The following is a 25482-nucleotide window of genomic DNA, read 5'->3' on the forward strand; positions in this document are numbered from 1 at the left end:
ACAACTACAAAAGAAGTGTCCACAGAGTCATGAGACACCAACTGTCCACGAAGTCATGAGACATGAAGTGTCTACGAAGTCCTGAGACATCACAACCGCTGAAAACGCGCACAAATGCGACCTAGTTGGGTGCGAGGGGGAGTTCCATGAACACGCTGTTCGGATCCAGCGTGTAGTCGGCAAAAGGAGCGCACTCCGTGAATCCGTGTTTGGCATACAAGCGCCGCGCGGGAGCGAAGTACTCCTCGGTCCCCGTTTCCAGGGCAACCCGATCATAGCCGCGATGGCGTGCCTCGGCCACAATGTGGTTCAGCATCAACGTGGCCACTCCGCGACCCCGGGCCCCGGAAGTGGTCCGCATCGACTTGACCTCCGCTTCGCCCGGAACACCCAGTACTTTCAACGCCCCGCAACCCAGCAGCACCCCGTCTTCGCGGGCAGTCCAGAAGGTGATGGACTCGTGCTGCAACGCCGAATGATCCAGGGCATGCACGCTCTCTGCCGGCGACGTGGCGAACATATCGGCCAAGTGCTCGCTCAAGAGGGCGTGGACGTCAGGGCGTGCGGGATCGTCGGTTTCGATGCGGATCATGCCCCCAAATTTACCCCTCCAGCAAGTGCAGCTGGTCCTTGGTATCCAGGTCCTCGCCGGAGCAGAGATCGCTGCAGTCCACCAGATCCACCAGCCCCGGGTGCGCCTTAAGGAACGATCGCGCACCGGTATCACCGCTGGCTGCCGCCGCAGCTTCGTCGCGAAGCCCGACGTCGATAATCACCGGGTGCCGACGCTTCAGCTGGCCCGAGTCATCAGGGTAGGCGGCCGCGGTGATCCGGCCGGGACGGTGACTGCCCAGCAACCTGCTCACCGCCGTCGGGGTTAATCCGGGCTGGTCCACCAACGCAACCATGATGCTGTTGCCCTGCGATGCTGCTTCGATTCCCGTGCGGAACGAGCCCGCCATTCCTTTGGCCCAGGCAGCGTTTTCCACCACGGTGTACCGCCCAAGGTCCGTGCTGTTCCTGATGCGCTCGGCTTCGGCACCGAGTACCACCACCACCTCGCGGCAGCCGCCGTCGAACAGGGTGTCGGCCACTACTTCAACCAACGTGCGCCCGCGGAAAGGCAGCAGGGCTTTGGGACCGCGGCCCAGTCGGGTGCCGGCCCCGGCGGCGAGCAGGACGCCGGTGATGGGCGCCGTGCCGGATTGAGTCATAAACACACCATACGCGCGGGCTTCCATGCGGTCTCTAGCTCCTTCAAGGCTTTCCGGGACATCTACCAAAATCGGTTGCAAACTACTCATGGGTAGGGCTGTTGGCGGCGTCCGGCGGCGATTACTGTCTGAAGGGACACGTTCAAATCAGCTCTGGTGCAATGACGCGTGGAGGTCAGCAAGATGGCGGGCAGTTTCGAAATTCTCAAGGCAGGAACCAACACCTTCCGTTTCCGGCTCACGGCCGACGATGGAACCGTTGTGGCAGTGTCGCCACAGTTCCCGAGCCTGGCAGCCGTGGTTGCCGGGATCAATGCGGTCCGAGAGAACGCAGCCACCGGATTCGTCGTGGACCGGAGGAATCTGGGGACGTAGCTTTTCCGGTTGAACGCAAAGGTGGCGGCAGTGTTCTTTGGGAACACTGCCGCCACCTTTTTCATGCGCTTTTGCGGGTCGCCTTGTCAGGCCTCGCCTTGTTACGCGTCGCCGCCGGCGCCACCCGTGGTGCCCGCGTTGACGTCGAGCAGCTTGTAGCGGTCAATCGCGTACGACGGCGCGCCCTCCTCAACCTCGCCCCTCGCCGCCAGCATCTGCAGGGTTTTGGTGACGATGGAGTGGGTGTCGTTTTTGAAGTAGCGGCGTGCGGCTTGGCGGGTGTCGGAGAAGCCGAAGCCGTCTGCTCCGAGGGAGGCGAAGTCGTTGGGGATGTATTGGCGGATTTGGTCGGGGATGGCTTTCATGTAGTCGGAGACGGCGATGACGGGTCCGTGGTGGCCGTTGAGTTGCTGGGTGATGAAGGGGGTGGGTGCTTCGGTGCCGGGGTTCAGGAAGGCGTGTTCGTCGGCGGCGAGTCCGTCGCGTCGGAGTTCGTTCCAGGAGGTGACGGACCAGACGGTCGCGGCGACGCCCCAGTCTTCGGCCAGGATGCGGGCGGCGTCGAGGGCCCAGGGGACGGAGACGCCGGAGGCGAGGATTTGGGCGGTGGGCCGGTTGTTTTCTCCGGTGGGGGCGTCTGCGAGTTTGTAGATGCCTTTGAGGAGGCCGGTGGTGTCGAGGTTTTCGGGTTCGGCGGGTTGGGTGATGGGTTCGTTGTAGACGGTGAGGTAGTACATCACGTTCTGGTCCGTGCTGTTTTCGCCGTACATGGTTTCGAGGCCGTGGCGGATGATGTGGCCGATTTCGTAGCCGTAGGCGGGGTCGTAGGTGCGTACGGCGGGGTTGGTGGCGGCGAGCAGGGGTGAGTGTCCGTCGGCGTGTTGGAGTCCTTCGCCGGTGAGGGTGGTTCGTCCTGCGGTGGCGCCGATGATGAAGCCGCGGGTCATTTGGTCCGCGGCGGCCCAGAAGGAGTCGCCGGTGCGTTGGAAGCCGAACATGGAGTAGAACACGTAGATCGGGACCAGGGGTTCGCCGTGGGTGGCGTAGGAGGTTCCGGCGGCGGTGAACGCGGCGACGGCTCCGGCTTCGTTGATGCCGGGGTGGATGAGTTGGCCGGCGGGGGATTCTTTGTAGGCCAGGACGAGGTCGCGGTCTACGGAGAGGTAGTTCTGGCCTTTGGGGTTGTAGATTTTCGCGGTCGGGAAGAACGCGTCCATGCCGAAGGTGCGGGATTCGTCCGGGACGACCGGGACGAGGCGGTTGCCGAAGTTTTTGTCCCGCATCAGGTCCTTGAGGAGCCGGACGAAGGCCATGGTGGTCGCGGCTTGTTGTTTGCCGGAGCCGCGTTTGGCGATGTCGTAGGACTTGGTCTCGGGCAGGGTCACGGGGGTGTGGGAGGGGCGGCGTTCGGGCAGGAACCCGCCGAGGGCTTTGCGGCGTTCCATGAGGTACTGGATTTCGGGGGCGTCCATGCCGGGGTGGTAGTACGGGGGCCGGTAGAGGTCCGCGTCGAGTTGTTCGTCGGTGATGGGGATGCGCAGGTGGTCGCGGAAGGCTTTGAGGTCTTCCATGGTGAGTTTCTTCATTTGGTGGGTCGCGTTGCGGCCCTCGAAGTGCGGTCCCAGGCCGTAGCCCTTGACGGTTTTGGCGAGGATGACGGTGGGTTTGCCCTTGAATTCGGTTGCTGCCTTGTACGCGGCGTAGACCTTGCGGTAGTCGTGGCCGCCGCGTTTGAGGTTCCAGATCTGCTCGTCGGTCAGGTCCGCGACCATGTCTTTGGTTTGCGGGGTGCGGCCGAAGAAGTGTTCGCGGACGAACCCGCCGGATTCGGCTTTGTAGGTTTGGTAGTCACCATCGGCGGTTTCGTTCATGAGGTTCACGAGCGCACCGTCGGTGTCGTTTTCCAGGAGGGTGTCCCATTCCCGGCCCCAGACGACCTTGATCACGTTCCAGCCCGCGCCGCGGAAGAACGCTTCGAGTTCCTGCATGATCTTGCCGTTGCCGCGCACGGGTCCGTCGAGGCGTTGGAGGTTGCAGTTGATGACGAAGTTCAGGTTGTCCAGGTTCTCGTTCGCGGCGAGCTGGAGCAGGCCACGGGATTCGGGTTCGTCCATTTCCCCGTCACCGAGGAACGCCCAGACCTGCTGGTCCGTGGTGTCCTTGATGCCGCGGTTGTGCAGGTACCGGTTGGACTGGGCCTGGTAGATCGCGTTCATCGGGCCGATACCCATCGACACGGTCGGGAACTCCCAGAACCCCGGCATCAGGCGCGGGTGCGGGTAGGAGGACAGGGCATGGCCTTCCTTGGACTTCTCCTGCCGGAACCCGTCCAGGTCCTCTTCCGTGAGCCGGCCTTCCATGAACGCCCTGGCGTACATGCCCGGGGACGCGTGGCCCTGGAAGAACACCTGGTCCCCGCCCGAGGGGTGGTCCTTGCCGCGGAAGAAGTGGTTGAACCCCACCTCATACAGGGTCGCCGCGCCGGCGTAGGTGGAGATATGCCCGCCCACACCAATATCGGCCCGCTGCGCCCGGTGCACCATCACGGCCGCGTTCCACCGCATGTACGCCCGGTACCGGCGCTCGAACTCCTCATTACCCGGGAACACCGCTTCCTGGTCCACCGGGATCGTGTTCACATAATCAGTGGTCGTCACCATCGGAACACCCACGCTCCGGGCACCAGCACGCTGCAACAACGAACGCATAATGTACTGCGCCCGCTCCGTACCCTGCTCCGCGATCAACGCATCAAGGGACTCAATCCATTCCGCGGTCTCTTCCGGATCACGATCAGGCAACTGGGCAGTCAACCCACTAAGGATGTGTGAGGTCTCTTCTCCTGCAGCCACGTCCAACCTCTCTTCATTGAATGTCTGGGCGCTTGCTCTGTGGGGGCGCTCATTGAATTTCGTATTGTGAGAATAAAATTCTGCAATTCGAGATTACGCACGCCTGCTGGGCAGCGTCAATACGGATTGCGGGACCGCTACAGTCAACTCCTGTCTGACGAGCCAATCAACAGAATGTGACCCGTCATACAGTTCAACCCTTGACGTGACGTGACCTGAGTCATAGAGTTCTTTCACTATTCAATAACTTGTTTTCATAATGTGGAAACAGTACGAAGTGGAGATCCACGATGCAGACGACTTCATCAGTCGGCGTCACTGGGACTCCGGAAGAAGATGAGCACCAAGGTGGGCACCACCTGCTTTCCGTAGGAAATACGGAACTCTGTGCCATCGCTTCCGAAGCCTCAGGCCGTACCATCAGCCCCAGCCTCTACAACATTGACCTCGCCCCCACCAAGGCCAAAGGCCGAAAGTGGACCAGTTACAGCATCTTTACCCTCTGGGCCAACGACGTCCACAGCCTGGGTAACTATGCCTTTGCCATCGGCCTGTTCTCGCTGGGGCTGGGCGGTTGGCAGATCCTGGTTGCCTTGGGCATCGGGGCTGTGTTGCTCTTTGCCCTCCTGAACTTCTCCGGTTTCATGGGCCAGAAGACGGGTGTTCCGTTCCCCGTCATGAGCCGCATCAGCTTTGGCATCCGTGGCGCCCAGATCGCCAGCCTGGTCCGTGGCGCCGTCGCTGTCGCCTGGTTCGGTATCCAGACGTACCTTGCCTCCGTGGTGCTGCGCGTCCTGCTGGTTGCCATCGCGCCGGGCCTCAAGGACCTGGACAGCAACTCCATCCTGGGTCTTTCCACCCTCGGCTGGTTCTCCTTTGTTGCCTTGTGGATCGTCCAGTTGGTCATCGTGAGCTTCGGCATGGAAATGATCCGTAAGTACGAGGCCTTCGCAGGACCCATCATCCTTGTCACTATGGCCGCCATCGCTGTGTGGGTCTTCATCGAAGCAGGCGGGGCCATCCAGTGGTCCGGCATCAAGGGCCTCGAAGGTACTGAGATGTGGCTGACCATCTTTGCCGGCGGTGCCCTCTGGGTCTCCATCTACGGCACGTTCGTCCTGAACTTCTGCGACTTCACGCGGTCCTCCACGTCCAAGAAGTCCATCGTCAAGGGCAACTTCTGGGGCATTCCCATCAACATGCTGGTCTTCGGCGCCATCGTCGTGATCATGGCCGGCGGGCAGTACAAGATCAATGGCGCGGTCATCGAGAGCCCTTCGGACATTGTCCAGAGCATTCCGAACACGCTCCTGCTGGTCCTGGCCTGCCTTGCCCTGCTGATCCTGACCATTGCCGTGAACCTGATGGCGAACTTCGTGGCTCCGGTCTACGCGCTGACCAACCTGTTCCCGCGGCACCTGAACTTCCGCAGGGCTGCCTGGGTCAGCGGCACCATCGGCTTGGTCATCCTGCCCTGGAACCTGTACAACAACCCGATTGTCATCGTGTACTTCCTGGGTGGCCTCGGCGCCCTGCTCGGCCCGCTGTTCGGCGTGGTCATGGCCGACTACTGGCTGATCCGCCGCGGCAAGGTCAACGTCCCAGAGCTGTATACCGAGGATCCGAAGGCCGCCTACTTCTACAAGCGCGGCGTCAACCCCAGGGCGATCGTCGCAATGATCCCTGCAGCCGCCATCGCGCTGGCCATTGCGTTCATTCCAGGCCTCGCGGCCGTTGCGCCCTTCGCTTGGTTCATCGGAGCCGGCGTCGCCGCGCTCACGTACTTCGCTGTGGCTGACAAGAAGCAGCAGCACGAGGACGTCTCCGGCGAGCCGATCGCCGTCGCCAGCACCCACTAAAGCATCAGCAAAGGTGATGCCCGCCCTCCCGGCCTCCGAATCCCTGCGGACGCCGGCGAGGGCGGGCATAGCCATTGAGAGGAAACCATGCGCATCCTGGTCGCAAACGTGAACACCACCCAGTCCATGACCGATTCCATTGCAGCCCAGGCACGGGCCGCCGCCGCGCCAGGCACGGAAATCATCGGCATCACCCCGCGCTTCGGCGCTGATTCCTGCGAAGGAAATTTCGAAAGCTACCTGGCTGCCATCGCCGTCATGGACGCCGTGGTCAATTATCCGGAGCCGTTCGACGCCGTCATCCAGGCAGGTTACGGCGAACACGGCCGGGAGGGTCTCCAGGAACTCCTCGATGTCCCGGTGGTGGACATCACCGAGGCCGCCGCCAGCACAGCGATGTTCCTTGGCCACAAGTACTCCGTGGTGACTACCCTTGACCGGGCCGTTCCGCTGATCGAGGACCGCCTCAAGCTGGCCGGACTCGATGCCCGTTGCGCGTCGGTGCGGGCCAGCGGCATGGCCGTGCTGGAACTCGAAGAACACCCGGACCGCGCCGTGGAGGCAATCGTCGGCCAGGCCGAGGAAGCCGTCAGCAAGGACCACGCCGAAGTGATCGTCCTGGGCTGCGGTGGCATGGCCGGACTGGATGACCAGATCCGCCAGCGTACCGGCGTTCCCGTGGTGGATGGCGTCGCCTCGGCCGTCACCATCGCCGAGTCCCTCGTCCGCCTGGGCCTCTCCACGTCCAAGGTCCGCACCTACGCGGCGCCGCGCCCCAAGACTGTCATAGGCTGGCCGATAACTCCCGCGGCCCAGACCGCCGCACGCTAAGGCAACTCCCCGAAAGGCAACCACATGACTGACTCAAGCCTGCCCGCAGACCCCAGGGTCGCCGTCGTGACCGGGGCCGGTTCGGGCATCGGGAGGGCGGTTGCCCGGCTCATGCTCGCCGAGGGGTATCGCGTGGCGCTGGCCGGACGCCGGGAGGCGCAGTTGCTGGAGACGGCGGATGGTCACCCCGAGGCGCTTGCGGTTCCGTGCGATGTCACAGTGCCCGACGACGTCGCCCGCCTTTTCGGTGCGGTGCGCCAGCGCTGGGGCCGGGTGGATGTCCTCTTCAACAATGCAGGCATCTTCGGGCCGGCCGGCGACGTGGGGGACCTGGACGTGGCGGAGTGGGAAGCCACGCTGAGAGTCAACGTGACCGGTTCCATGCTGTGTGCCGCCGAGGCCGTCCGGACCATGAAGGCCCAGGAGCCGCACGGTGGCCGCATCATCAACAACGGGTCCATCTCGGCGCATTCGCCGCGGCCCAGGTCTGTTGCCTACACGGTGACCAAGCATGCGATGAGCGGGCTGACCAAGAGCATCGAGCTGGACGGCCGCGAGTTCGGGATTACGTGCGGGCAGATCGATATCGGCAACACCCGCACCGAAATCATGGACACCATTGGCGTTGGATCGGGTGCGCTGCAGGCCGACGGGTCACGCAAGGTGGAGCCGATGTTCCCGGTGGACGACGCCGCCCGGGCCGTACTCCTCATGGCCAACATGCCGGCGTCGGCCAGCGTGGGATCCCTGGTAGTGACTGCGGCAGGGATGCCCTTCGTAGGCCGCGGCTAGGGGAGCTGCGCCGCCCCTGGCCACCCCCGCGGCCCAGCGTGGTCTACCTTGGCCACGCGGCTGCTTAGCCTGCGCCGCCCTTGGCCACCCCAGCGGCCCGCCCCAGCCGCCCTTGGCCACCCCAGCGGCCCGCCCCAGCCGCCCTTGATCAACCCCCAGCGCCCGCCCCGTGCCGCCACGACCAACTTTGCCGCCGCCGAGCCCCCGAATCGCCGTATTTCCCGGCGATTCGGGGGCTTTCCCACGTCAAAGAAGGTCGCGGAGGCACGCCATCCTTGGCATACCAAACCAAACATGACTTCCATATTATGGAAAAGCTTTTTCCCCTTGCGGAATGATGTGAGCGGGATTACATTGAAAAACATCCCCCCAAAATGAGGGGCTGTTCCCAAACTGATTGGTTCAGATCAATGAAGATCCCAGACTCTGCGGCGCTGAAGGCGAGTTCGGCCCCGCGGAAGAAGAAGCCACTGTATAAGTCGCTCTTCTTCCAAATTCTGATCGCCGTCGTCGCAGGTGTACTCATCGGCCACTTTTGGCCGACCATCGGGTCCACCCTCCGGCCGTTGGGCGATGGATTCATTCAACTCATCAAGATGATCATCGCCCCGCTGATCTTCCTCGTGATCGTCACGGGCATCTCAGCGGTCGGCGACGTCAAGGCGGTCGGACGAGTCGGGGTCAAAGCGCTCCTCTACTTCACCGGCGCTACCCTCTTCGCCCTGGTCTTCGGGCTCATCGTGGCCAACATCGTCCAGCCCGGTGCCGGGCTGAACATCGATCCGGCAACCCTTTCCCAGGATGCCCTCAACGCCAAGACCGGCAACGCGCCGCCCAAGGACGCCGCAGCGTTCATCCTCGATGTGATTCCCACCAGCGTGATCGGTGCCTTCGCCAACAACAGCCTGCTTCAGGTGCTGTTCTTCTCGGTCTTCTTCGGCGCAGCCATCGTGGTGATTGGCCGTGAGCGCTGCATGCCCGTCATCAGCCTCATGGAAACCGTGCTGGAACTGATCTTCAAGATCATGTCCTGGATCATGAAGGTTGCCCCGATCGGTGCCTTCGGCGCCATGGCCTTCATCATCGGCCAATACGGGCTCGGTACCCTCAGCACCTATGCACTCCTGATCGCCGCCTGCTACGGGGCCGCCATCGTCTTCATCGGGCTGCTGTTCCTGGTGGCGTGGGGCTTCGCCCGCGTTCCGCTGTGGAGCTTCCTCAAGTACACCCGCGAAGAATTCCTGCTGGCACTCGGCACCGCCTCCACCGAGGCCGTCATGCCGCGCATCATGACCAAGCTGACCAACGCCGGCTGCTCCCGTGCCACCACAGGCCTGGTGGTCCCTACGGGCTACTCCTTCAACCTGGACGGCGCAGCGATCTACCTGTCCATCTCCCTGCTCTTCCTCGCGCAGGCCTTCGGCCACAACCTGGACCTCGGCCAGCAGTTGGCCGCGCTCGGTGTGTTGCTCCTGACCTCCAAGGGCATGGCCGGTGTTCCGGGCTCATCGTTCCTGGCCCTCTCGGCTACCGCTACCGCACTGGGCATCTTCCCGGTTGCCGGCGTCGCGCTCCTGCTGGGTGCCGACCGCCTCATGGACTCCATGCGGGTGGTGGTCAACCTGCTGGGCAACTGCGTGGCCACGTTCGTGGTGGCCAAGTGGGAAGGCCAGTTCGACCGCAGCGTCATGCTCCGCGCCTTCAAGGGTGAAATCACCAACGAGGACTCCGCCATCATGCTCGGCAAGGAAGATGTGTATGAAGAGCAGGAACTCGAGCGCATCAGCGGAGGCCAGAACCCCTCGCCAAAGTTCCGCGGTGGCCCCACCAAGGACAACATCCCGCAGTTCGAGATGAGCAAGAAGGGCCAGGCTGAAACCCCGGTCTGCCCGGACTGACCCTGGTTCACCGAAAACACTGACGGACCAGCTGCCGGCGACCCCTCCACAAAAGGGGCGTCGGCCGCCGTCGTTAACGGCAGTTACAAGGGGAGCAGCGCAGAAAGGTCGGCCCGTAGCCCGGAGGCAGCCACCCGGCCGGCCGCTACTGCGTCTGCCCACGAAATCCGTCCGGTCACCAGCTCAAGCCAGGTGGCGCCGTCGGTCTCGATGACGTTCGGGGGAGTGCCGCGCGTGTGCCGCGGACCCTCCACGCATTGCGTCACGCCGAACGGTGGCACGCGGACCTCCACGGAATTGCCCGGCGCGCGGGCGGTGACTTCCTCCAGGGCGTAGCGGACCGCCGTCGCAATGGTTGAGCGCGACGGCGGGGTGGCACCTTCCGCAGGTCCGGAACCGCCGGAGGGCCCGACGGCGGTTTGCCAGGCTTCCAGCGCGGCGCGGCCCTCCTGGATGTCGATGCGGCGTCGTGCAACTGCCATGGTAAAACTCTCTCCTCTGTCTGTCTGGCTGACGGAATTAGTCGCGTTAGCCGAGCATTGCGGACACAGCGTGACCCAAACGGATTTTTCCCACTTGCCGTCCGCCGCCAAGCACTGGTTCCACGACGCGCTCCAGGACGTTGGACACGGCAGGAATATCCACGGCGCCGCTGACTGCCAGGAGTGTGAGGCCTATCAGGGACGTGGCGCGGAGGTTGCCATCCAGCACTTTGACGGCAACCGTGGCGCCCGTTGGGGTGGCGAGGACCAGCACGCCTTCCGCGCCGATCTTGGCCAGCACCTCCAACTCTTCCATGACGATCGTGTTGGCCTCGCCCTTGCCCTGCACGGCCCACGGGTAGTCCAGCATGGAGGTGGCAATGGTGGCGGCGCGGGCGTTGGACGCAGGGTCGCCGGGTGCCTTCGCCAGACGGGAGTAGGCCCGCGCCAGGCCCGTTAGGGAGATCGCTGCCACAGGAGCTCCGCAGCCGTCGATGCCCAAGTGGGAGATGGCCTCGCCGCTGTACTCCTCAATCCCTGAGCGGACTCGTTGCTGCAGGGGGTGGTTTGGCTCAAGGTAGCTGCGGAGGTCCCAGCTGTTCTCCACGCAAGCCCACAGGAAGGCCGCGTGCTTGCCGGAACAGTTGAACGCGAGCTTTGACTGTCCGCGCTCGGAGCGGACCAGCCAGTTCCGGGCCGTCTCGTCCTGCGGCCAGGCAGCTGGGCATTGGAGTTGGTCCACGCGGAGACCGGCGGCCTTGAGCATGCCCTCCACCACGTCCATATGGTCCAGGGAACCGGTGTGGCTGCCGCACGCGACGGCCACCTGGGCGCCCCGCAGCGGAACGCCGGCCTGCATGGCGGCCAGTGCCTGGAAGGGTTTGAGGGTGGAGCGGGCCATGATGGGTGCGTCGATGTCGCCGAGGCTCGTGACCACGTTGCCGTCGCCGGACAGGACCACCGCTGCGCCGATGTGCCGTGACTCGATGAAACCACTGCGTTCGATCACTGCAAGTTCGACGGCGGACTCAACAGTAAACGTTTCATGGGAACTCAGTGGCATGTGCCAAGTCTAGGGCGCTGGGCGGGTTCATCCCGTTCCGCCCATCGACACACCTTAGGACTCGCCCGGCTTCACAAAGTACCCTTGAGGACTGTGAAGGTACTCGTCATTGGCCCAGGCGGCCGCGAACACGCCATTGTCCGCTCTCTGCTTGAAGACCCGAACGTTTCCGAGGTCCACGCGGCACCCGGCAACGCGGGCATCAGCAAACTGGTCCCCACGCACGCAATCGACGGGAACAACCCGGAAGCCGTCGCTGCCCTCGCCACCAAGTTGGCCGTGGACCTGGTAGTTGTCGGTCCGGAAGCTCCCTTGGCCGCGGGCGTCTCGGATGCCGTGCGCGCAGCTGGTATTCCAGTCTTCGGCCCCAGCAAGGAAGCCGCGCAGCTCGAAGCCTCCAAGGCGTTCGCCAAGCAGATCATGGCGGAAGCCGGAGTCCCCACTGCGATGGCCCGGGTGGCCGAGAACGCCGAGGAAGCGGCCGATGCCCTGGATACCTTCGGCGCTCCGTATGTTGTGAAGGACGATGGCCTCGCAGCAGGCAAGGGCGTTGTGGTCACCAAGGACCGCGCTGAGGCCCTGGCCCACGCGCAGGCTTGCTTCGACGCCGGCGGAACCGTGGTGATCGAGGAATTCCTGGACGGCCCGGAAGTTTCCCTGTTCGTCCTCTGCGACGGCCGCACCACCGTGCCGCTTTCCCCGGCGCAGGACTTCAAGCGCATCTTCGACAACGACGAAGGCCCCAACACCGGTGGCATGGGTGCCTACACTCCGCTGGAGTGGGCTCCGGAAGGCTTGGTCCAGGAAGTCATCGACCGGGTGGCGCAGCCCACCGTTGACGAGATGGCCCGCCGCGGCACCCCGTTTGTCGGCGTCCTCTACTGCGGCCTTGCCCTGACCTCGCGCGGAACCCGCGTCATCGAGTTCAACGCACGCTTTGGCGACCCGGAAACGCAGGCCGTCCTGGCCCGCCTCAAGACGCCGCTCGGTGCCCTGCTCCTGGCAGCCGCCAAGGGCGAACTGGACACGGCAGAAGAGCTGCGCTGGTCCAAGGACACGGCTGTCGCCGTCGTCGTTGCCGCCGAAAACTACCCGGACACTCCCCGCACGGGTGACCGCATCCGCGGCCTGAAGAAGGTTGACGAGCTGGACGGCGTCCACGTTGTCCACGCCGGCACCAAGCTGGACGACGAAGGCAAGGTTGTCTCCGCCGGTGGCCGCGTCCTCGCGGTGGTCGCGCTCGGTTCCGACCTTGTCGAGGCTCGCGAAAAAGCGTACGACGGCGTGGAGCTGGTTCAGCTGGAAGGCTCACAGTTCCGCACGGATATTGCAGGCAAGGCCGCACGCGGCGAAATCCGGGTGCCGTACACGGCTACCGGCACCATCCCGAAAGTACAGGCCTGAGCATGACTGAATCCCTTCCCACCGGCGGTTTCGAAACCGAGGCGCTGCAGCTTCCGGGCTGGACGCACGTCTATTCCGGCAAGGTGCGCGACCTCTACGTTCCGGCCGACGAATCCATTACCGAGAAGTTCGGCCAGGATTGCGTCCTGGTGGTAGCCAGCGACCGCATCAGCGCCTACGACCAAGTGCTGAGCAGCGAAATCCCGGACAAAGGACGCATCCTCACGCAGCTGAGCCTGTGGTGGTTCGAGCAGTTGGACGTGGAGCACCACGTCCTCGCTTCCACTGTTGAGGGTGGCGTTCCGGCCGAGGTTGAGGGCCGGGCCATGATCTGCAAGAAGCTGGATATGTTCCCGGTGGAATGCATCGCCCGCGGGTACCTGACGGGTTCGGGCCTGGCCGAATACAAGGTGTCACGGACCGTCTGCGAGATTCCCTTGCCCGAGGGACTCGTTGACGGCTCGCGCCTGGAGGCCGCGCTGTTCACGCCGTCCGCCAAGGCCGAGGTGGGCGAACACGACGAGAACATCACCTACGACGACGTCGTAGCGATGGTTGGCGACGACATCGCCGCGCGCCTGAGTGAGCTCACGCTGAAGATCTACACCCGCGCCGAGGAGATCGCCCGCGAACGCGGCATCATCCTTGCGGACACCAAGGTGGAGTTCGGCATCGACGCAGGCACCGGCATCATCACGCTCGGTGACGAGGTCCTGACCCCGGATTCTTCGCGGTTCTGGGATGCGTCTACGTATGCGCCGGGCAAGTCGCAGCCTTCCTACGACAAGCAGTACGTCCGCGACTGGCTGACGTCCGCCGAGTCGGGCTGGGACAAGGCCTCGGACACTCCGCCGCCGGCTCTTCCCGTGGACGTCGTGGAGCGCACGCGTGCACGCTACGTGGAGGCTTACGAGAAACTCACGGGCCGCACCTTCGCGTAACCCCACCCAACTGAGTCGCAGTAGAGCGCGTTTTGAACCCTCAAAACGCGCTCTACTGCGACTCAGTTGGCTTTAAACGGCTTCCGTGTGCGACGCGGCCGCGCGTCGCTCGGCAAGGCGGATCTCCAGCACCGCGTCCATGGCCTGCTGCACCCGGTCCGAGGCGCCGGCAGCACTGAAGTCGTGCTGGGCTTCTTCCAGGAAATGCAGGGCTTCGGACGTTTCGCCGGCAGCCTTCAGGGACTTGCCGAGCAGCAACGACACCTCACCGGCGGTGTGGCGGGCAAGGGCCTTGCGGTCCTGGTAGATTTCGCGGAGCTTTTCGACGGCGGCAGGAATGTCCCCGGTCAGGTACAGCCAGCGGGCGCGAATGAAAGCGACTTCCAGCTGGTCTGTCTTGTTGCCGCCCACAATCGACAACGCCAACTCTGCCCGCTCGATCGCAGACAGTGTTTCCGGTTCAACAATGCCCGACGACAAGCGGACTGCCGCGGAGGCCTTGTTGAAACGGGCCCACAGCTCAATGTCGTTGGCAGGGGAGAGGAGCTTCGCCGCGCGTTCGTGGTGCTTGATGCCCTCTGCGTAGTCGTGGCGCATGAAGGCCACGTTTCCCACCACCCACGCCACCTCGCCGGCCAGCTGCGACATGGAGTGCTCGTCCATGTGCTCGATCATGGCCAAGCAGTATTCCCACGCTTCATCCAGCTTGCCGCTCTCCGCAAGGGCTCCGATCAGTGCGCGGTGCGCGCCGATGATCAGCGTGGAGCCCTTCGGCAGCTGCTCGCACAGCTTCACGGCTTGCTTTGCATGCTCGACGGCGGTGGCCAGCTGGCCTTGTCCGTGACACACCGCGGCGAGCATCTGCCAGGCGCGAACTCCCAGGCCTGCGGACTCGGTGGCCATGGGGTGCTCCAGCAGGTGTTCCACGATCTGCTGGCATTCCTTGAGCAGGCCTTGCTTCATCACGCATTCGGCCTGCATGTACGTCATGTTCCACCAGGCACTGTTGTTCTTGGCTTCCAAGGCAATCTGCGCTGCGGTGGCCGCGTGCGTCGCGGCGAGTGGATAATCACGCAAGTCCCACGCTTGCCGGGCGTAGAGGCCAGCCAAGACATACTCAGCGTCGCTGACGGAAACAGGTTGGCTCCAGGCTTCCAACGCCTTGGGGGCCAGTTCGAGCCGGCGTGCGAGTTCTTCGATGACCTCGGCCGTGGGCTCACGCCGACCGGTCTCCAGAAGGGAGATGTAGCTCGGGGAATACAGGTTTTTGCCCAGCTCAGCCTGGGTCAACCCGCGTTCGAGCCGTTCGGCACGCAACTTCTCGCCGAATCCGTTTCCCACGGGTCCCTCCTCCTGAACATGTCTCTGCGACAGATACCCTTGACAGTCTCTGTGGAAAACATTTTACAATGTATGTCAACAGGGACCGTGTAATTTCCGTAACGAATCCGACTCGCATTGGGGAACACTATGTTCAAGAAAATCGCCGCTTCGGTGGCATTGGCAGGCGCTCTTGCGTTCACGGTTGCGGCTCCCGCAGTCGTCTCCGCGGCATCGTCCGTGGATTCCAACTCTTCCGTAAGTGCCATTGGCAACTGGCCGGATCCGATGCGCGCCAGCGTGTCGGCACCGTCGAAGTCAACGGACACCACCTACACCACGTCATCGATCGGCAACTGGCCCGACCCGATGTAAGCAACACCTTCGAAGAAACCCCGGAGCAAACGAGCTGCTCCGGGGTTTCTTTTTGCCTGCGGCGCGGCCTCAAGGGCTGTGCTCACGCTTCCGGCCTGTTGATGGGGTTCACCAAGGACAGGCTGATGGTCTGGCCGGGGGTGAGCTCGCCGCTTGGGAGATCGACGTACGAAAACCACGTGCCACCCGTGCCGCTTGATGGCCTGTTGGCCGCCCTGAGGTCCGTGATGGCGAATCGGAATGACACCTGGCTTTCGGTGTCGCCAGGGGCGGTGGTGTAGGTCAACGGAACTTCGTTGGAGTCAGCAGTGAATTCACCCTGTGCCTTCCCGATCTTCAGCTTGCCTGGAATGAGGCGCACTTTGGTGCCGGTTGGAAGGGGGTTGTTTGCTGAAAGAGCGGGGTTGTAGAGCAGTATCTGTTCCGTCGTGGAACGGAATTGGTACCCGAGGCTGTCAAAAGAATCTCCTTCGACAGTGGTGTAGAAGATCGCCTGGCCAAAGGAATTGTTCACGGTGGCTCCCCGTCCGGCCTTTGCGTCCACCGGGTTCTTCTGCAGTTGGATTGTGCGTCCCTCGCGGATGAAGTACGTATTCCCCCGCTCGCTGACATAGGGAACCTTGTTGGCTTCCGCTAATTCGTCAACACTCAGTCCGAAGCGAAGGAGAATCCCGTCAAGGGTGTCACCCGCCTCGATCGTGTAGGTTCGTGGTACCCCGGTGGAATCCAGGACTACGTTCCCCTGTGCGCCGGTCATGGAAGCCCCCGCTGTTGGGACCGTCGCTTGCTTGGTGGTCGGCGCCGGCGTCGTTGGCTGGGCGGATGTCTCATCGCTGGTTTGCGGTTTGGCGGACAGGACGTCTGCTGACTGGTCTCCGAAAGTGCAAGCGGCCAGAGTCAGTGAAAGCAAAGTGGCCACCGCAGCGATTCTCCAAGCCGGAGCTTCGTTGACGCGGCATGAACGATTGCTGGATTTGTTTATGATATGAGCCCCCCAAAGCCCTGAATATGCTTACTGCGCAAACTCCTCGCAGACTTTGTTGAGCCTACTGGATAAACAAAAATGGCGCCGATTTCTCGACGCCATTTTCGTTATTGGTCGGGATGACAGGATTTGAACCTGCGACCTCTTCGTCCCGAACGAAGCGCGCTACCAAGCTGCGCTACATCCCGATCCGCTGCGAAAGCAACTGTTCAAGGATAGCTGAATCGGTGCCGGATGCGAAATCGGGGGAGCGGTGTCCCTCGTCACAACAGCACCGCCAGCCCCAGCGACGGACAGCTACACCAGCGAGTCCTTCCAAGCCCCGTGCAGCCGTGCAAACCTGCCACCGCCAGAGATGAGCTCTGCAGGCGTTCCGTCCTCCACAATGCGGCCGTCGTGGACCACCATCACGCGGTCGGCGGTCTCTACCGTAGACAATCGGTGCGCGATGATGATCGCGGTCCGAGCACTGTTGGAGCCGGCAACTCCCTCCAGGAGGTTCGCCAGACCCTGCTGCACCATTCGTTCCGACGGAATGTCCAGGGATGAAGTGGCCTCGTCCAGGATCAGCACCGCCGGCGCGGCAAGGAAGGCACGGGCGAAACCGATGAGCTGCCGCTGTCCCGAGGAAACCCGCCCGCCCCGCTTATTCACGTCGGTGTCGTACCCGTCGGGAAGTCCCATAATGAACTCGTGTGCACCCACAGCCGCAGCTGCTGCCTCTATCTCGGCCCGTGAGGCTTCAGGACGGCCAAGGGCGATGTTGTCCGCCACAGATCCGCTGAAGAGGAATGCCTCTTGGGTCACCATCACCACGGCTCGTCGGAGATCCGTGGTGGAAAGGTCCCGCAGATCGACGCCGTCCAGGGTGATCGATCCGGACGTGACGTCGTAGAAGCGGGCAACGAGTTTGGCCAGGGTGGATTTGCCGGCACCCGTTTGACCGACCAACGCGACGGTCTGGCCAGCCGGGATGTGCAGATCCAGGGTCGGGACAACAACAGAGCTGTCGTTGTACCCGAACTCCACGCCGTTGAAGTCGATCTCCCCACGCGGTTGCCTCAACGCCACGGCGTTTTTCGGCGGTCGAACCGTGGGAACTTCTTCCAACAGGCCAGACACCTTCTCCAACGCAGCCTGTGCGCTCTGGAACGAGTTGTAGAACATGGCCATCTGGTCCACCGGCTGGAAGAAGCGCTTCGTGGACAGAATGAGCGCGAGCAACACACCCACGGCCAACTCGCCATTAAGGACCCGGAAGCCGCCGAACAACAGCACAACAGCCACGCACACGTTGCCGATCAGCACCAGGCCGGGCTGCAGTACACCGTTCAGGAAGATCGACCGCACCGTGTTCTTGCGGTATGCCTCGGCGACTTCGCCGTATTGCTCAGCATTCTCGCGTTCCTTGCGGAAAGCCTTGACGGCACGGATACCGGTCATGGTCTCCACGAAATGCACGATCAAACGGGCGGAAACAACGCGGGACTCACGGAAGGCGATCTGCGAGTGCTTCTGGTACCAGCGGGCAAGGAAGAACATCGGCACGCCGGCCGCGAGCATGATCAAGCCACTTCGCCAGTCCAGGGCGAACACCGTGACCGCCGTGAAGAGCATGAACAGGATGCCGGAAGCCAAGGAACTGACGCCGGAGTCCAGGAGTTCACGAAGGGCTTCCAAGTCAGACGTCTGCCGGGCGATGATCCGGCCTGAGGTGTACTTCTCGTGGAACTCAAGGCTGAGGCGCTGCGTGTGCCGGAATACCCGGACCCGCAGATCCAGCAGCATGGCCTGGCTCAGCTTCGCGGTTGAGGTCACGTACAAAGCGGTCATGCCAGCGGTGGCAATCGCGGCCGCGATGTACAAAACACCTACAAGCACCAGTGGTCCGTTGTCCCCGGATTGCAGAGCGGGCAGCGCGTGGTCAATGCCGAAAGCAATCAGCGCCGGCCCCGCCACCCTGGTGAGCTGCGAAACGATGACCATCACGAGCGTCAGCCAGAAACGTAACCGCACTGGGCGGATCAGCGAGGCAAGCAAGGCGAGCGACCGGCGTCGTACGGCTTTGCTGTCCGCCTTAGAGAGAAGGGTGTTGTCCTCGTTCGCGGTTCCAAACGTTGTGGCGCTCATCGGGTGGCCTCCTCAGCGTCTTCGAGATCCTGGAGTTCACTGTCGAGGTCTTTCGGACCGGTATCCAGGCTTGCAATCACGTAGCGGTAGTGGGCGTTGTCGGCCAGCAATTCCGCATGGGTCCCGACGGCGGTGATGGTCCCGTTTTCGAGCAGGGCGACCCGGTCCGCCAACGCCACGGTGGAAGGCCTGTGCGCAACGATGAGCGTGGTGGTGTCGTGGAGGACATCGCGCAGCCGTGCCTCGACGCGCTCTTCCGTGTTTACATCCAACGCCGAGAGCGGATCGTCCAGCACCAGGACCTTGGGCTTGGCCGCGATGGCACGCGCCAGGGCGATCCTCTGCCGTTGACCGCCGGAGAGGCTGAGCCCTTCTTCGCCGATGAGCGTGTCCACGCCCTCAGGCAGGGAGTAGGCGAACTGGGCTTGGGCAACATCGAGTGCTTCGTCCAACGCCGCGTCAGTGGGGTCCGGCGCACCGAGCAGCACGTTGTCCCGCACCGAGCTGGAGAACAGCGTGGTGTCCTCGAAAGCCACGGCAACGATCCGGCGGAGTTCCTCAAGATCGAAGTCGCGAACATCAACGCCGTCGATGGTTACGGATCCCTCGGTCGCATCGTAGAGCCGGGGGACCAGCTGCAGCAGCGCACTCTTGCCGCTTCCCGTGATGCCCACGAGGGCCATCGTCTCGCCGGGCCGGATGTCCAGGTTCAGGTCGCGCAGGAGAGTCCCGCCGTCGTCGAACCCGAAACCCGCCTGTTCAAAGCGCAAGGCGCCTTTCACAACGGTCGGTACCGCGGCTTCTTCGGGCGAGGTGATGGTGTTCTTCGTGTCCATGACCTCGAAGTGGCGGTCCAACGCAGTCTTCGCGGTCAACGCCATGGCCAGGAGCATGCCCGAGAATTCCACCGGTGTGGCCACCACGGCGGCAGTCGCGAAGAATGCCACCAGCGAGCCGATGCTCAGCTGGCCGCTCGCCGCGAGCATGATGCCCACCACCAGCCCCACGCCCAGCGCGAGCTCCGGCAGCAGCGTCACCACCAACGTAAAGCCGGCCTGCTGCTTGGCCTTGGCGATCTCGGTCTGCCTGAGTTCTTCGGCTTGCCCGTTGAAGTTCTCCAAGGCCTCCCGGCTGCGACCAAAAGCTTTCAAGACGCGGATCCCGTGGACGGACTCCTCAACCGTGGTGGCGAGGTCGCCGGCCTGGTCCTGGCTGAGGCGGGTGACCAGGCTGAACCGCCGACGGAACCGGAACGAGTTGATCATGATCGGTACGGCGGCAGCGAGGAAGATCAGCGCCAACTGCCAGCTCATGGTGAACATGACCCCGACGCCGATGATCACGGTCAGCGTGGTGACCACCAGCATGATCGCGCCGAACGCCATCCAGCGGCGCAGGAAGCTGAGGTCCGTCATGGCGCGGGACAGCAGCTGCCCCGAGCCCCAACGGTCGTGGAAGGACACGGTGAGTTGCTGCAGATGACCGTACAGGGAGACGCGCATCTTCGTCTCCACCGTGGTGGCCGGGTTGATCACGAACTGCCGGCGCAACGCCACCAATCCGGCTTCCCCCACACCCAGCGCAAGAATGACGACGGCGGCAATCCAGACTGCGCCCGGGTCACCGCCGGGTTCCAACGAGTTGTTGACCAGGACCCTGAGCACTTGGGGGATGGCCAGCGCAACAATGCTGGCCAGGAGGGCGCAAAGGAGGCCCATGAACAGCCGGGGCAGGATAGGCCGCACGTGGGGGTAGAGGCGGCCGACGGAGGTGAAAAATGACGTTTGCTTGGACATGCCCGCTTCTCAACAGCTGGATCTTCAGATGGTGCGGAGGTAGTTTCCCGTAGCAACTACCCTATGCCATGCCGTGATTCGTTTCACAGGTCCGCGCAACGTCGGTGAAATGTTTGACCCAGTTATTGGGGATCGTAATGCTGGGGCAGGTTCAGCTGCGCGACGTGAGTGTCAGCAGGACCGCTTCCGGACGGCAAGCTATGCGGACGGGGGCGAAGCGGGAAGTGCCGATGCCTCCCGAGACGTTCACCGGTGTCACGAATCCGTCGCTTTCCCAATCGTGCAGGCCTTTGGCCCGCCACGTGGGGAGGTCGCAATTGGAGACGAGGGCGCCGTAACCCGGGATGCAGATCTGGCCGCCGTGGGTGTGTCCGGCGAGGATCAGGTCAGCTTCAGCCTCGGTGAAGTGGTCGAGGACGCGCTGGTACGGTGCATGGATGACCGCGACCTTCAGGTGCGGCCGGGCGTCCTGGTTCCTGGTGCCGCGGGGCCAGCCAGCGTAGCGTTCGCGCTTCAGGTGCGGATCATCAACGCCGGAGAAGTCGAAGCGGAGCCCGTTCAGCACCACGGACTGGGAGCGGTTGGTCAGTTCGATCCAGCCACCCATTCCAAAGGCGCTGCGCAGCTTGGGCCAGTCGAGCTTGATGGGGTCCGTCTTCGGTTTGGAAGGACCACGGAAGTAGCCGGCGGGATTCTTGATCCGAGGCGCGTAGTAGTCGTTGGACCCGGGCACGAAAACTCCCGGGAACTCCATGAGCGGGCGGAGGGCCTCGATCAGCGGATCAATGGCTTTCACATGGCTCAGGTTGTCGCCCGTGTTGACCACGAGGTCCGGTTTGACTTCGGCCAACGAGCGAAGCCAGGCAGTCTTCTTCTCTTGGCCGGGCACGAAGTGGATGTCACTGAGGTGGAGGACCCGGAAGGGCTCGAATCCGTCCGGAAGGATCGGCAAAGTCTCGTGCCTGATCCCGAACTGGTCCTTCTCCCACCAGCCGTAGGCAGCGGCCGCTGCGCCTGCCGTGGCACCGATTGCGGTAGTGACGGCGAAACCGCGCCCGACGGTGCGGACGCGGTTTGCCAAGGAATCACGGAAAGTCACTTTTAGTCCTTGCCGGGACCGTCGTTGTTGCCATTCCCGTTACCGTTATTGCCATTGTTACCGGTCCCCGTAGAGGGGGCGGTGGACGGCGTGTTGTTGGACGGGGTGGAGCGCTGGGTCGGAGCCGGAGCCGTTCCAAGGAGGTTCGACGGCGGCTGCTGGAACGGGTTGGTGCCATAGGCCGGAGCCACGGACAGCATGTAGTTGGTGAACTGCGGACCGGCGATCATGTAACCGTCAATCGAGTCGTAGAACTTGCCGTTGACCGTGATGTTACGGCCAGGGCGAAGCTGGTCACCGAGCGGATCACCAAACCAGGAAGCAGTTGCCAGGCCGGTGGTGTAACCAACAACCCACGTGGAGCCGTTGGAGTCGTTGGTGCCGGTCTTGGCCGCAACCGGGAAATTGCTGGAGTTTAGTGCCGGCCGGATCAATGAACCAGAACCCTCGTCAAGGACTTTACCCATTGCATAGGCTACGCCGCGGGCGACCTCGGGCTTGACCGCGTCCTTGCAATTCGAGGATTGGGCCGGCAGGTCAGCTCCGGACTGATCCTTCACAGAAGTGATCGCGATCGGCTCGCAATACTTGCCGTCGGCAGCGAACGTCGCGAATGCTGCCGCCATGGTCAGCGGCGCCGTCTGGGTGGCCCCGATGAGGTTTGAAAGCCGTGTCATCGTTACCTGCGGATTAGGGTCAGTGATCTTGCCAGTGTCGTCGCGGGCAGGAAGGCCTCCGTGAATGCCCGTTGCGTCAACAATCTTTTGGATGCCACAAAGGTCCAACTGGGCGGCGGACGCGAAGGTAGCTGTGTTGATCGAGTTCTTAAGACCCCAGAGCACTGTCATGGTCCGGTAATAATTGGGCTCGGCGTTCTGAAGGTCGAAGCTGCCGGGCACATTGGCGTCATAAAAACCGTCCGTGGGAGTTGGACACGTGTTTCGCCACGGGTAATTAACACCATATTTACGCTGCGCCGCGTTGATGTTCGTATTCATCGACTTGCCCTCGTTCAGCCATTCAGCGAACGTAAACGGCTTCATCGTCGAACCCGGTTGGAAGCCACCGATGCCGTTGAGGTCATTGCCCTTGGCATCCATGACATCGACGTTGAAGTTCTGGGTTTGATCGAACTTGCCCTCTTGCGGGAGCCACACGGTGTTCTGGGCCATGCTGACGATCTGGCCCGTACCCGGCTGGACGGAGGTGATCGAAGCGCCCCACTTGTCAGGGTTAGCGCCGGCGGTGCCGTCTACCTGCTGCTGCGCAACGGCCTGGGCTGTGGGATCGAGGGTGGTGCGGATGGTCAGGCCGCCGCGCATGATGCGCTTCTCGCGGTCTTCCTGGGTGTCTCCATAGGCCGGGTTGTTGAAGAGCAGGTGCAGCACGTAGTCACAGAAGTACGGAGCCATGGTGGCGTAAGCGCAGCCCTGGCGGGCCGGCGTCACCTTGGTGGTGACCGGCGTGGCTACAGCTTCGTCGTGCTCGGCCTGGGTGATCTTCTTCTGGGCGAGCATCGCGTTGAGCACCAGGTCGCGCCGCATCTTCGAGTTGTCCGGGTTGGTGATCGGATCGAAAGCGGAGGGGCTGTTCACGAGGCCGGCCAGCAGGGCGGCCTGCGGAAGCGTGAGGTCCTTGGCAGTCGTGCTGAAGAAGAACTTCGAAGCAGCCTCGATGCCGTAGGCGTCACGGTTGAAGAACACGATGTTGAGGTAGCCCTCAAGGATCTGCTCCTTGGAGAACTTCTTCTCCAGGGCGATCGCGAGCTTCATTTCCCGAAGCTTGTCTCCTACGCCCTTGTTAACACCGTTGAGCAGCACGTCTTCACTCTTGCCTGAAGAAACCAGTGACTCGTTGATGACGTTGTTGACGTACTGCTGGGTGATGGTGGAGGCACCCTGCTTGTTGCCGCGGGCCGTGCTGACGATGGCTCGCATAATGCCTGTGGTGTCGATGCCGCCGTGCTCATAGAACCGGCTGTCCTCAATAGCGATGACAGCGTCCTTGATGTACGGGCTCATCTGGTCCAGCGGAACCTTGGTACGGTTCTCCGCGTAGATGGACGCAATGGGCGATCCATCCTTGGCCAGAATCGTGGTGTTCTGGCTGGGCGGGTCCACTTGGAGTTCCGCCGGGAGCGTGTCAAAGAACTGGATGGAACCACTGGCGGCACTGCCCGAGACGGCGGCGGCCGGGACCAGAAGTCCAGCCACCAGGACGCCACAAATCGCGCTCACGCCAAGGAAACCGAGAATCTTTCCGAGGGTGGTGGCAGTGTCGAATATGGGGTTCTTGCGAGTCACCATGTTTTCCACTTTACCGGCAAGGGCTAGGCTTTCTGTCATGACCAAATGGGAGTACGCCACGATTCCGCTCATCATCCATGCCACAAAGCAGATCCTGGACCAGTGGGGCGAGGACGGCTGGGAGCTTGTACAGGTCGTCGGTGGACCCGATGGCAAAGGCCTTGTCGCATACCTTAAAAGGGAGAAGCAGTAACCATGACCACCCCCGCAGAAACCACGTCTGCCGCGGAATCCGGCGCTCCGACGTCCGCCGTTGAACAGCGCCTCGCCGAGCTCGGACTGACCCTCCCCGAGGTGGCCGCTCCGGTTGCCGCTTACGTTCCGGCCGTCGTCTCCGGCAACTACGTTTACACCTCCGGACAGCTGCCCTTTATTAACGGCAAACTCGAAGCTACGGGCAAGGTCTCCACCGGCGAACTCGGCCACTCCGACGAGCCCACTGTGGACCCCGAGGACGCCAAGCGCTACGCCGCCGTCTGCGCCATCAACGCCCTCGCCGCGGTCAAGAGTGTCATTGGCGACCTCGACCGCGTCACCCGGATCGTCAAAGTTGTTGGATTCGTCTCGTCGGACCCGACGTTCACTGGCCAGCCAGGCGTCATCAACGGTGCGTCTGAGCTCCTGGGCCAGGTCTTCGGTGACGCAGGCAAGCACGCACGTTCCGCCGTCGGCGTTTCCGTCCTGCCGCTCGACTCGCCTGTCGAGGTCGAGCTCATTGCTGAATTCAGCTAAGGAACCGGTTCACCCAATTGCCGCAACTTGCTCGTCGCCTGTTTGTCCTACCTCCGGAACTCGAAGGTGCGGCACAGAACTGGCTTGAACTTGGTGAGCGGACCCCCAGGGCCGCCCGCTACGCATCATCTGTTGTCCTTTTGCGCGATTCGCCCACCGGCTTGGAAACGTGGCTGGGTTACCGGCCCGGCTCCTCGCCTTTGGGCGTTCTCGCCTTCCCTGGCGGGTCTTTGGACCCGTCCGACGACGACCCGGTCGGTTGGATTGGTCCCTCGCCCCAGCATTGGGCTGAGCAAATGGGAACGGACGACGTCGGACTCGCCCGCCGCCACGTGGTGGGCGCCATTCGGGAACTCTTTGAAGAAACCGGCGTCCTGCTCGCTGGCCCGGACGCTTCCTCAACGGTTGAGGCCAACTCCACCGTTGAATGGATGAAGGCCCGTGAGGCCGTAGCGGCCCAGGAAAAGTCCTTCACAGAGGTACTGGCCAAGCGCGGCCTGTCGCTGCGGACCGACCTCTTGAAGCCGCTGGTTAACTGGCTCAGCCCGGATTTTGCACACTTCCGTTTCAACACCCGCTACTTCGCTGCCACAGTGCCCATCAACCAGCAGCCCAGCATCCTGGGCAGCAAGGGCGTATGGGGCCGCTGGGTGAATGCCGCAGAGGCCATCTCCCTCCGGGAAACCAGTGCCTTGGGTGACGAGGTGGCCCAGGCGAACACGGTTGGACTCACCCTCGGGCAGCTTCTGGTTCCGGGTTCGGAAATCATGCTGGAGAAGATGGCCCACGCCAACGGCTGCATCGCGTACCTGAGCTACAAGCGCAAGGCCCATGTGTACCAGCCACAGTTGGTGGATCAGGCCGGGGAGCTCATGCTCGAGGTCGAAGCCGCCCGAACGGTAGCCGGCGAACCCCAGCGAGAACGCTAACCCCACCCCGGACGCTCTCTCATAACACCCCGGCGTGAGTCGGACGCTCTCTCACGACACCCCGGTTTGGGACGGACGCTCTCTCACCGCCCGCCAAAC

22 protein-coding genes and 1 tRNA gene are annotated in these 25482 nt (G+C 63.0%); 11 read left to right on the forward strand and 12 right to left on the reverse strand.

The annotated features are described in order from the left end of the window. Positions 1–121 precede the first annotated feature (121 nt). Both ACIQT2_RS18805 and nboR read right to left on the reverse strand, forming a co-directional pair. Positions 122–592: a GNAT family N-acetyltransferase gene (locus ACIQT2_RS18805; protein ID WP_402949457.1), complete on the reverse strand. Its 471-nt coding sequence runs from the start codon at positions 590–592 to the stop codon at positions 122–124. A 10-nt stretch (positions 593–602) separates the two neighbouring features. After that, the gene (gene nboR, locus ACIQT2_RS18810; protein WP_400336300.1) at positions 603–1241 is read right to left on the reverse strand and encodes a nicotine blue oxidoreductase; all 639 of its coding nucleotides are present in this window, start codon (positions 1239–1241) and stop codon (positions 603–605) included. A gap of 156 nt (positions 1242–1397) precedes the next feature. Here nboR and ACIQT2_RS18815 point away from each other — a divergent pair, with 156 nt between their 5' ends. Then, complete coding sequence (locus ACIQT2_RS18815) at positions 1398–1589, forward strand: YegP family protein (RefSeq protein WP_397323327.1); 192 nt, start codon at positions 1398–1400, stop codon at positions 1587–1589. Positions 1590–1690: 101 nt separating this feature from the next. Here ACIQT2_RS18815 and aceE read toward each other — a convergent pair whose 3' ends face one another. Beyond that, positions 1691–4441 carry a pyruvate dehydrogenase (acetyl-transferring), homodimeric type gene (gene aceE, locus ACIQT2_RS18820; protein ID WP_402949461.1) on the reverse strand — a complete coding sequence of 917 codons (2751 nt, stop codon included), beginning with the start codon at positions 4439–4441 and terminating at the stop codon, positions 1691–1693. A 290-nt stretch (positions 4442–4731) separates the two neighbouring features. On the opposite strand from aceE, the gene ACIQT2_RS18825 reads away from it, so the two are divergent. From ACIQT2_RS18825 to ACIQT2_RS18840, 4 genes are all read left to right on the forward strand, one after another. Then, complete coding sequence (locus tag ACIQT2_RS18825; protein ID WP_402949463.1) at positions 4732–6300, forward strand: NCS1 family nucleobase:cation symporter-1; 1569 nt, start codon at positions 4732–4734, stop codon at positions 6298–6300. An 87-nt stretch (positions 6301–6387) separates the two neighbouring features. Continuing rightward, positions 6388–7131, forward strand: a complete 744-nt coding sequence (locus ACIQT2_RS18830; protein ID WP_397326538.1) for an aspartate/glutamate racemase family protein — start codon at positions 6388–6390, stop codon at positions 7129–7131. Between the two features lie 24 nt (positions 7132–7155). Next, positions 7156–7923 carry an SDR family oxidoreductase gene (locus ACIQT2_RS18835; protein ID WP_402949467.1) on the forward strand — a complete coding sequence of 256 codons (768 nt, stop codon included), beginning with the start codon at positions 7156–7158 and terminating at the stop codon, positions 7921–7923. Between the two features lie 410 nt (positions 7924–8333). Beyond that, on the forward strand, positions 8334–9821 hold the full coding sequence (locus ACIQT2_RS18840; RefSeq protein WP_400337798.1) for a cation:dicarboxylate symporter family transporter: 1488 nt from the start codon (positions 8334–8336) through the stop codon (positions 9819–9821). An 83-nt stretch (positions 9822–9904) separates the two neighbouring features. On the opposite strand, the gene ACIQT2_RS18845 is transcribed toward ACIQT2_RS18840, so the two are convergent. Together ACIQT2_RS18845 and ACIQT2_RS18850 are read right to left on the reverse strand one after the other, a co-directional pair. After that, positions 9905–10303: a sterol carrier family protein gene (locus ACIQT2_RS18845; protein WP_402949470.1), complete on the reverse strand. Its 399-nt coding sequence runs from the start codon at positions 10301–10303 to the stop codon at positions 9905–9907. 46 nt (positions 10304–10349) lie between these two features. Beyond that, positions 10350–11366, reverse strand: coding sequence for an asparaginase (locus ACIQT2_RS18850; protein WP_402949473.1), 1017 nt, complete (start codon positions 11364–11366; stop codon positions 10350–10352). 93 nt (positions 11367–11459) lie between these two features. Here ACIQT2_RS18850 and purD point away from each other — a divergent pair, with 93 nt between their 5' ends. Further along, positions 11460–12770 (forward strand): phosphoribosylamine--glycine ligase, encoded by a 1311-nt coding sequence (purD, locus tag ACIQT2_RS18855; protein WP_400337808.1) that lies wholly within the window; start codon positions 11460–11462, stop codon positions 12768–12770. A 2-nt stretch (positions 12771–12772) separates the two neighbouring features. After that, a complete protein-coding gene (locus ACIQT2_RS18860) occupies positions 12773–13711 on the forward strand; it encodes a phosphoribosylaminoimidazolesuccinocarboxamide synthase (protein WP_402949475.1) in 939 nt (312 codons plus the stop codon). Between the two features lie 72 nt (positions 13712–13783). Here the strand turns inward: ACIQT2_RS18860 and ACIQT2_RS18865 are convergent, their stop codons facing one another. Beyond that, positions 13784–15052 carry a helix-turn-helix domain-containing protein gene (locus ACIQT2_RS18865; protein ID WP_397326546.1) on the reverse strand — a complete coding sequence of 423 codons (1269 nt, stop codon included), beginning with the start codon at positions 15050–15052 and terminating at the stop codon, positions 13784–13786. Between the two features lie 129 nt (positions 15053–15181). On the opposite strand from ACIQT2_RS18865, the gene ACIQT2_RS18870 reads away from it, so the two are divergent. After that, a complete protein-coding gene (locus ACIQT2_RS18870; protein WP_402949479.1) occupies positions 15182–15406 on the forward strand; it encodes a hypothetical protein in 225 nt (74 codons plus the stop codon). A gap of 82 nt (positions 15407–15488) precedes the next feature. On the opposite strand, the gene ACIQT2_RS18875 is transcribed toward ACIQT2_RS18870, so the two are convergent. The 6 genes from ACIQT2_RS18875 to ACIQT2_RS18900 all read right to left on the reverse strand — a co-directional run bounded on the left by ACIQT2_RS18875 (position 15489) and on the right by ACIQT2_RS18900 (position 23722). Continuing rightward, on the reverse strand, positions 15489–16325 hold the full coding sequence (locus ACIQT2_RS18875) for a LysM peptidoglycan-binding domain-containing protein (protein ID WP_402949482.1): 837 nt from the start codon (positions 16323–16325) through the stop codon (positions 15489–15491). A 177-nt stretch (positions 16326–16502) separates the two neighbouring features. Further along, positions 16503–16579 (reverse strand) — tRNA-Pro (locus ACIQT2_RS18880). Between the two features lie 109 nt (positions 16580–16688). Beyond that, positions 16689–18521, reverse strand: coding sequence for an ABC transporter ATP-binding protein (locus ACIQT2_RS18885; RefSeq protein ID WP_402949485.1), 1833 nt, complete (start codon positions 18519–18521; stop codon positions 16689–16691). Beyond that, positions 18518–20317, reverse strand: coding sequence for an ABC transporter ATP-binding protein (locus tag ACIQT2_RS18890; protein WP_402949488.1), 1800 nt, complete (start codon positions 20315–20317; stop codon positions 18518–18520). Before ACIQT2_RS18890 ends, ACIQT2_RS18885 begins: the two co-directional genes overlap by 4 nt. A 151-nt stretch (positions 20318–20468) precedes the next feature. Further along, positions 20469–21416 (reverse strand): metallophosphoesterase, encoded by a 948-nt coding sequence (locus ACIQT2_RS18895; RefSeq protein ID WP_402949491.1) that lies wholly within the window; start codon positions 21414–21416, stop codon positions 20469–20471. Between the two features lie 2 nt (positions 21417–21418). Beyond that, positions 21419–23722 carry a transglycosylase domain-containing protein gene (locus tag ACIQT2_RS18900; RefSeq protein ID WP_402949494.1) on the reverse strand — a complete coding sequence of 768 codons (2304 nt, stop codon included), beginning with the start codon at positions 23720–23722 and terminating at the stop codon, positions 21419–21421. 37 nt (positions 23723–23759) lie between these two features. Between ACIQT2_RS18900 and ACIQT2_RS18905 the strand changes: the two genes are divergently transcribed. Genes ACIQT2_RS18905 through ACIQT2_RS18915 form a run of 3 tightly spaced genes read left to right on the forward strand, consistent with a single transcriptional unit; the run spans position 23760 to position 25383 of the window. Next, positions 23760–23915, forward strand: coding sequence for a DUF4177 domain-containing protein (locus tag ACIQT2_RS18905; protein ID WP_011775990.1), 156 nt, complete (start codon positions 23760–23762; stop codon positions 23913–23915). Between the two features lie 2 nt (positions 23916–23917). Further along, complete coding sequence (locus ACIQT2_RS18910; RefSeq protein ID WP_397326554.1) at positions 23918–24454, forward strand: RidA family protein; 537 nt, start codon at positions 23918–23920, stop codon at positions 24452–24454. A 17-nt stretch (positions 24455–24471) separates the two neighbouring features. Beyond that, positions 24472–25383 carry an NUDIX hydrolase gene (locus tag ACIQT2_RS18915; protein WP_397326555.1) on the forward strand — a complete coding sequence of 304 codons (912 nt, stop codon included), beginning with the start codon at positions 24472–24474 and terminating at the stop codon, positions 25381–25383. Positions 25384–25482: the final 99 nt, after the last annotated feature.

Origin of the sequence: Paenarthrobacter sp. NPDC090522 (assembly GCF_044769225.1) — a bacterium.
Lineage (GTDB): Bacteria > Actinomycetota > Actinomycetes > Actinomycetales > Micrococcaceae > Arthrobacter.

Bases quoted from the DNA above. Each gene is read 5' to 3' on its own strand.
- ACIQT2_RS18805 (WP_402949457.1), bottom strand. From the start codon at position 592: ATGATCCGCATCGAAACCGACGATCCCGCACGCCCTGACGTCCACGCC.
- nboR (WP_400336300.1), bottom strand. From the start codon at position 1,241: ATGGAAGCCCGCGCGTATGGTGTGTTTATGACTCAATCCGGCACGGCG.
- ACIQT2_RS18815 (WP_397323327.1), top strand. From the start codon at position 1,398: ATGGCGGGCAGTTTCGAAATTCTCAAGGCAGGAACCAACACCTTCCGT.
- ACIQT2_RS18825 (WP_402949463.1), top strand. From the start codon at position 4,732: ATGCAGACGACTTCATCAGTCGGCGTCACTGGGACTCCGGAAGAAGAT.
- ACIQT2_RS18830 (WP_397326538.1), top strand. From the start codon at position 6,388: ATGCGCATCCTGGTCGCAAACGTGAACACCACCCAGTCCATGACCGAT.
- ACIQT2_RS18835 (WP_402949467.1), top strand. From the start codon at position 7,156: ATGACTGACTCAAGCCTGCCCGCAGACCCCAGGGTCGCCGTCGTGACC.
- ACIQT2_RS18840 (WP_400337798.1), top strand. From the start codon at position 8,334: ATGAAGATCCCAGACTCTGCGGCGCTGAAGGCGAGTTCGGCCCCGCGG.
- ACIQT2_RS18845 (WP_402949470.1), bottom strand. From the start codon at position 10,303: ATGGCAGTTGCACGACGCCGCATCGACATCCAGGAGGGCCGCGCCGCG.
- ACIQT2_RS18850 (WP_402949473.1), bottom strand. From the start codon at position 11,366: ATGCCACTGAGTTCCCATGAAACGTTTACTGTTGAGTCCGCCGTCGAA.
- ACIQT2_RS18860 (WP_402949475.1), top strand. From the start codon at position 12,773: ATGACTGAATCCCTTCCCACCGGCGGTTTCGAAACCGAGGCGCTGCAG.
- ACIQT2_RS18870 (WP_402949479.1), top strand. From the start codon at position 15,182: ATGTTCAAGAAAATCGCCGCTTCGGTGGCATTGGCAGGCGCTCTTGCG.
- ACIQT2_RS18885 (WP_402949485.1), bottom strand. From the start codon at position 18,521: ATGAGCGCCACAACGTTTGGAACCGCGAACGAGGACAACACCCTTCTC.
- ACIQT2_RS18890 (WP_402949488.1), bottom strand. From the start codon at position 20,317: ATGTCCAAGCAAACGTCATTTTTCACCTCCGTCGGCCGCCTCTACCCC.
- ACIQT2_RS18900 (WP_402949494.1), bottom strand. From the start codon at position 23,722: ATGGTGACTCGCAAGAACCCCATATTCGACACTGCCACCACCCTCGGA.
- ACIQT2_RS18905 (WP_011775990.1), top strand. From the start codon at position 23,760: ATGACCAAATGGGAGTACGCCACGATTCCGCTCATCATCCATGCCACA.
- ACIQT2_RS18910 (WP_397326554.1), top strand. From the start codon at position 23,918: ATGACCACCCCCGCAGAAACCACGTCTGCCGCGGAATCCGGCGCTCCG.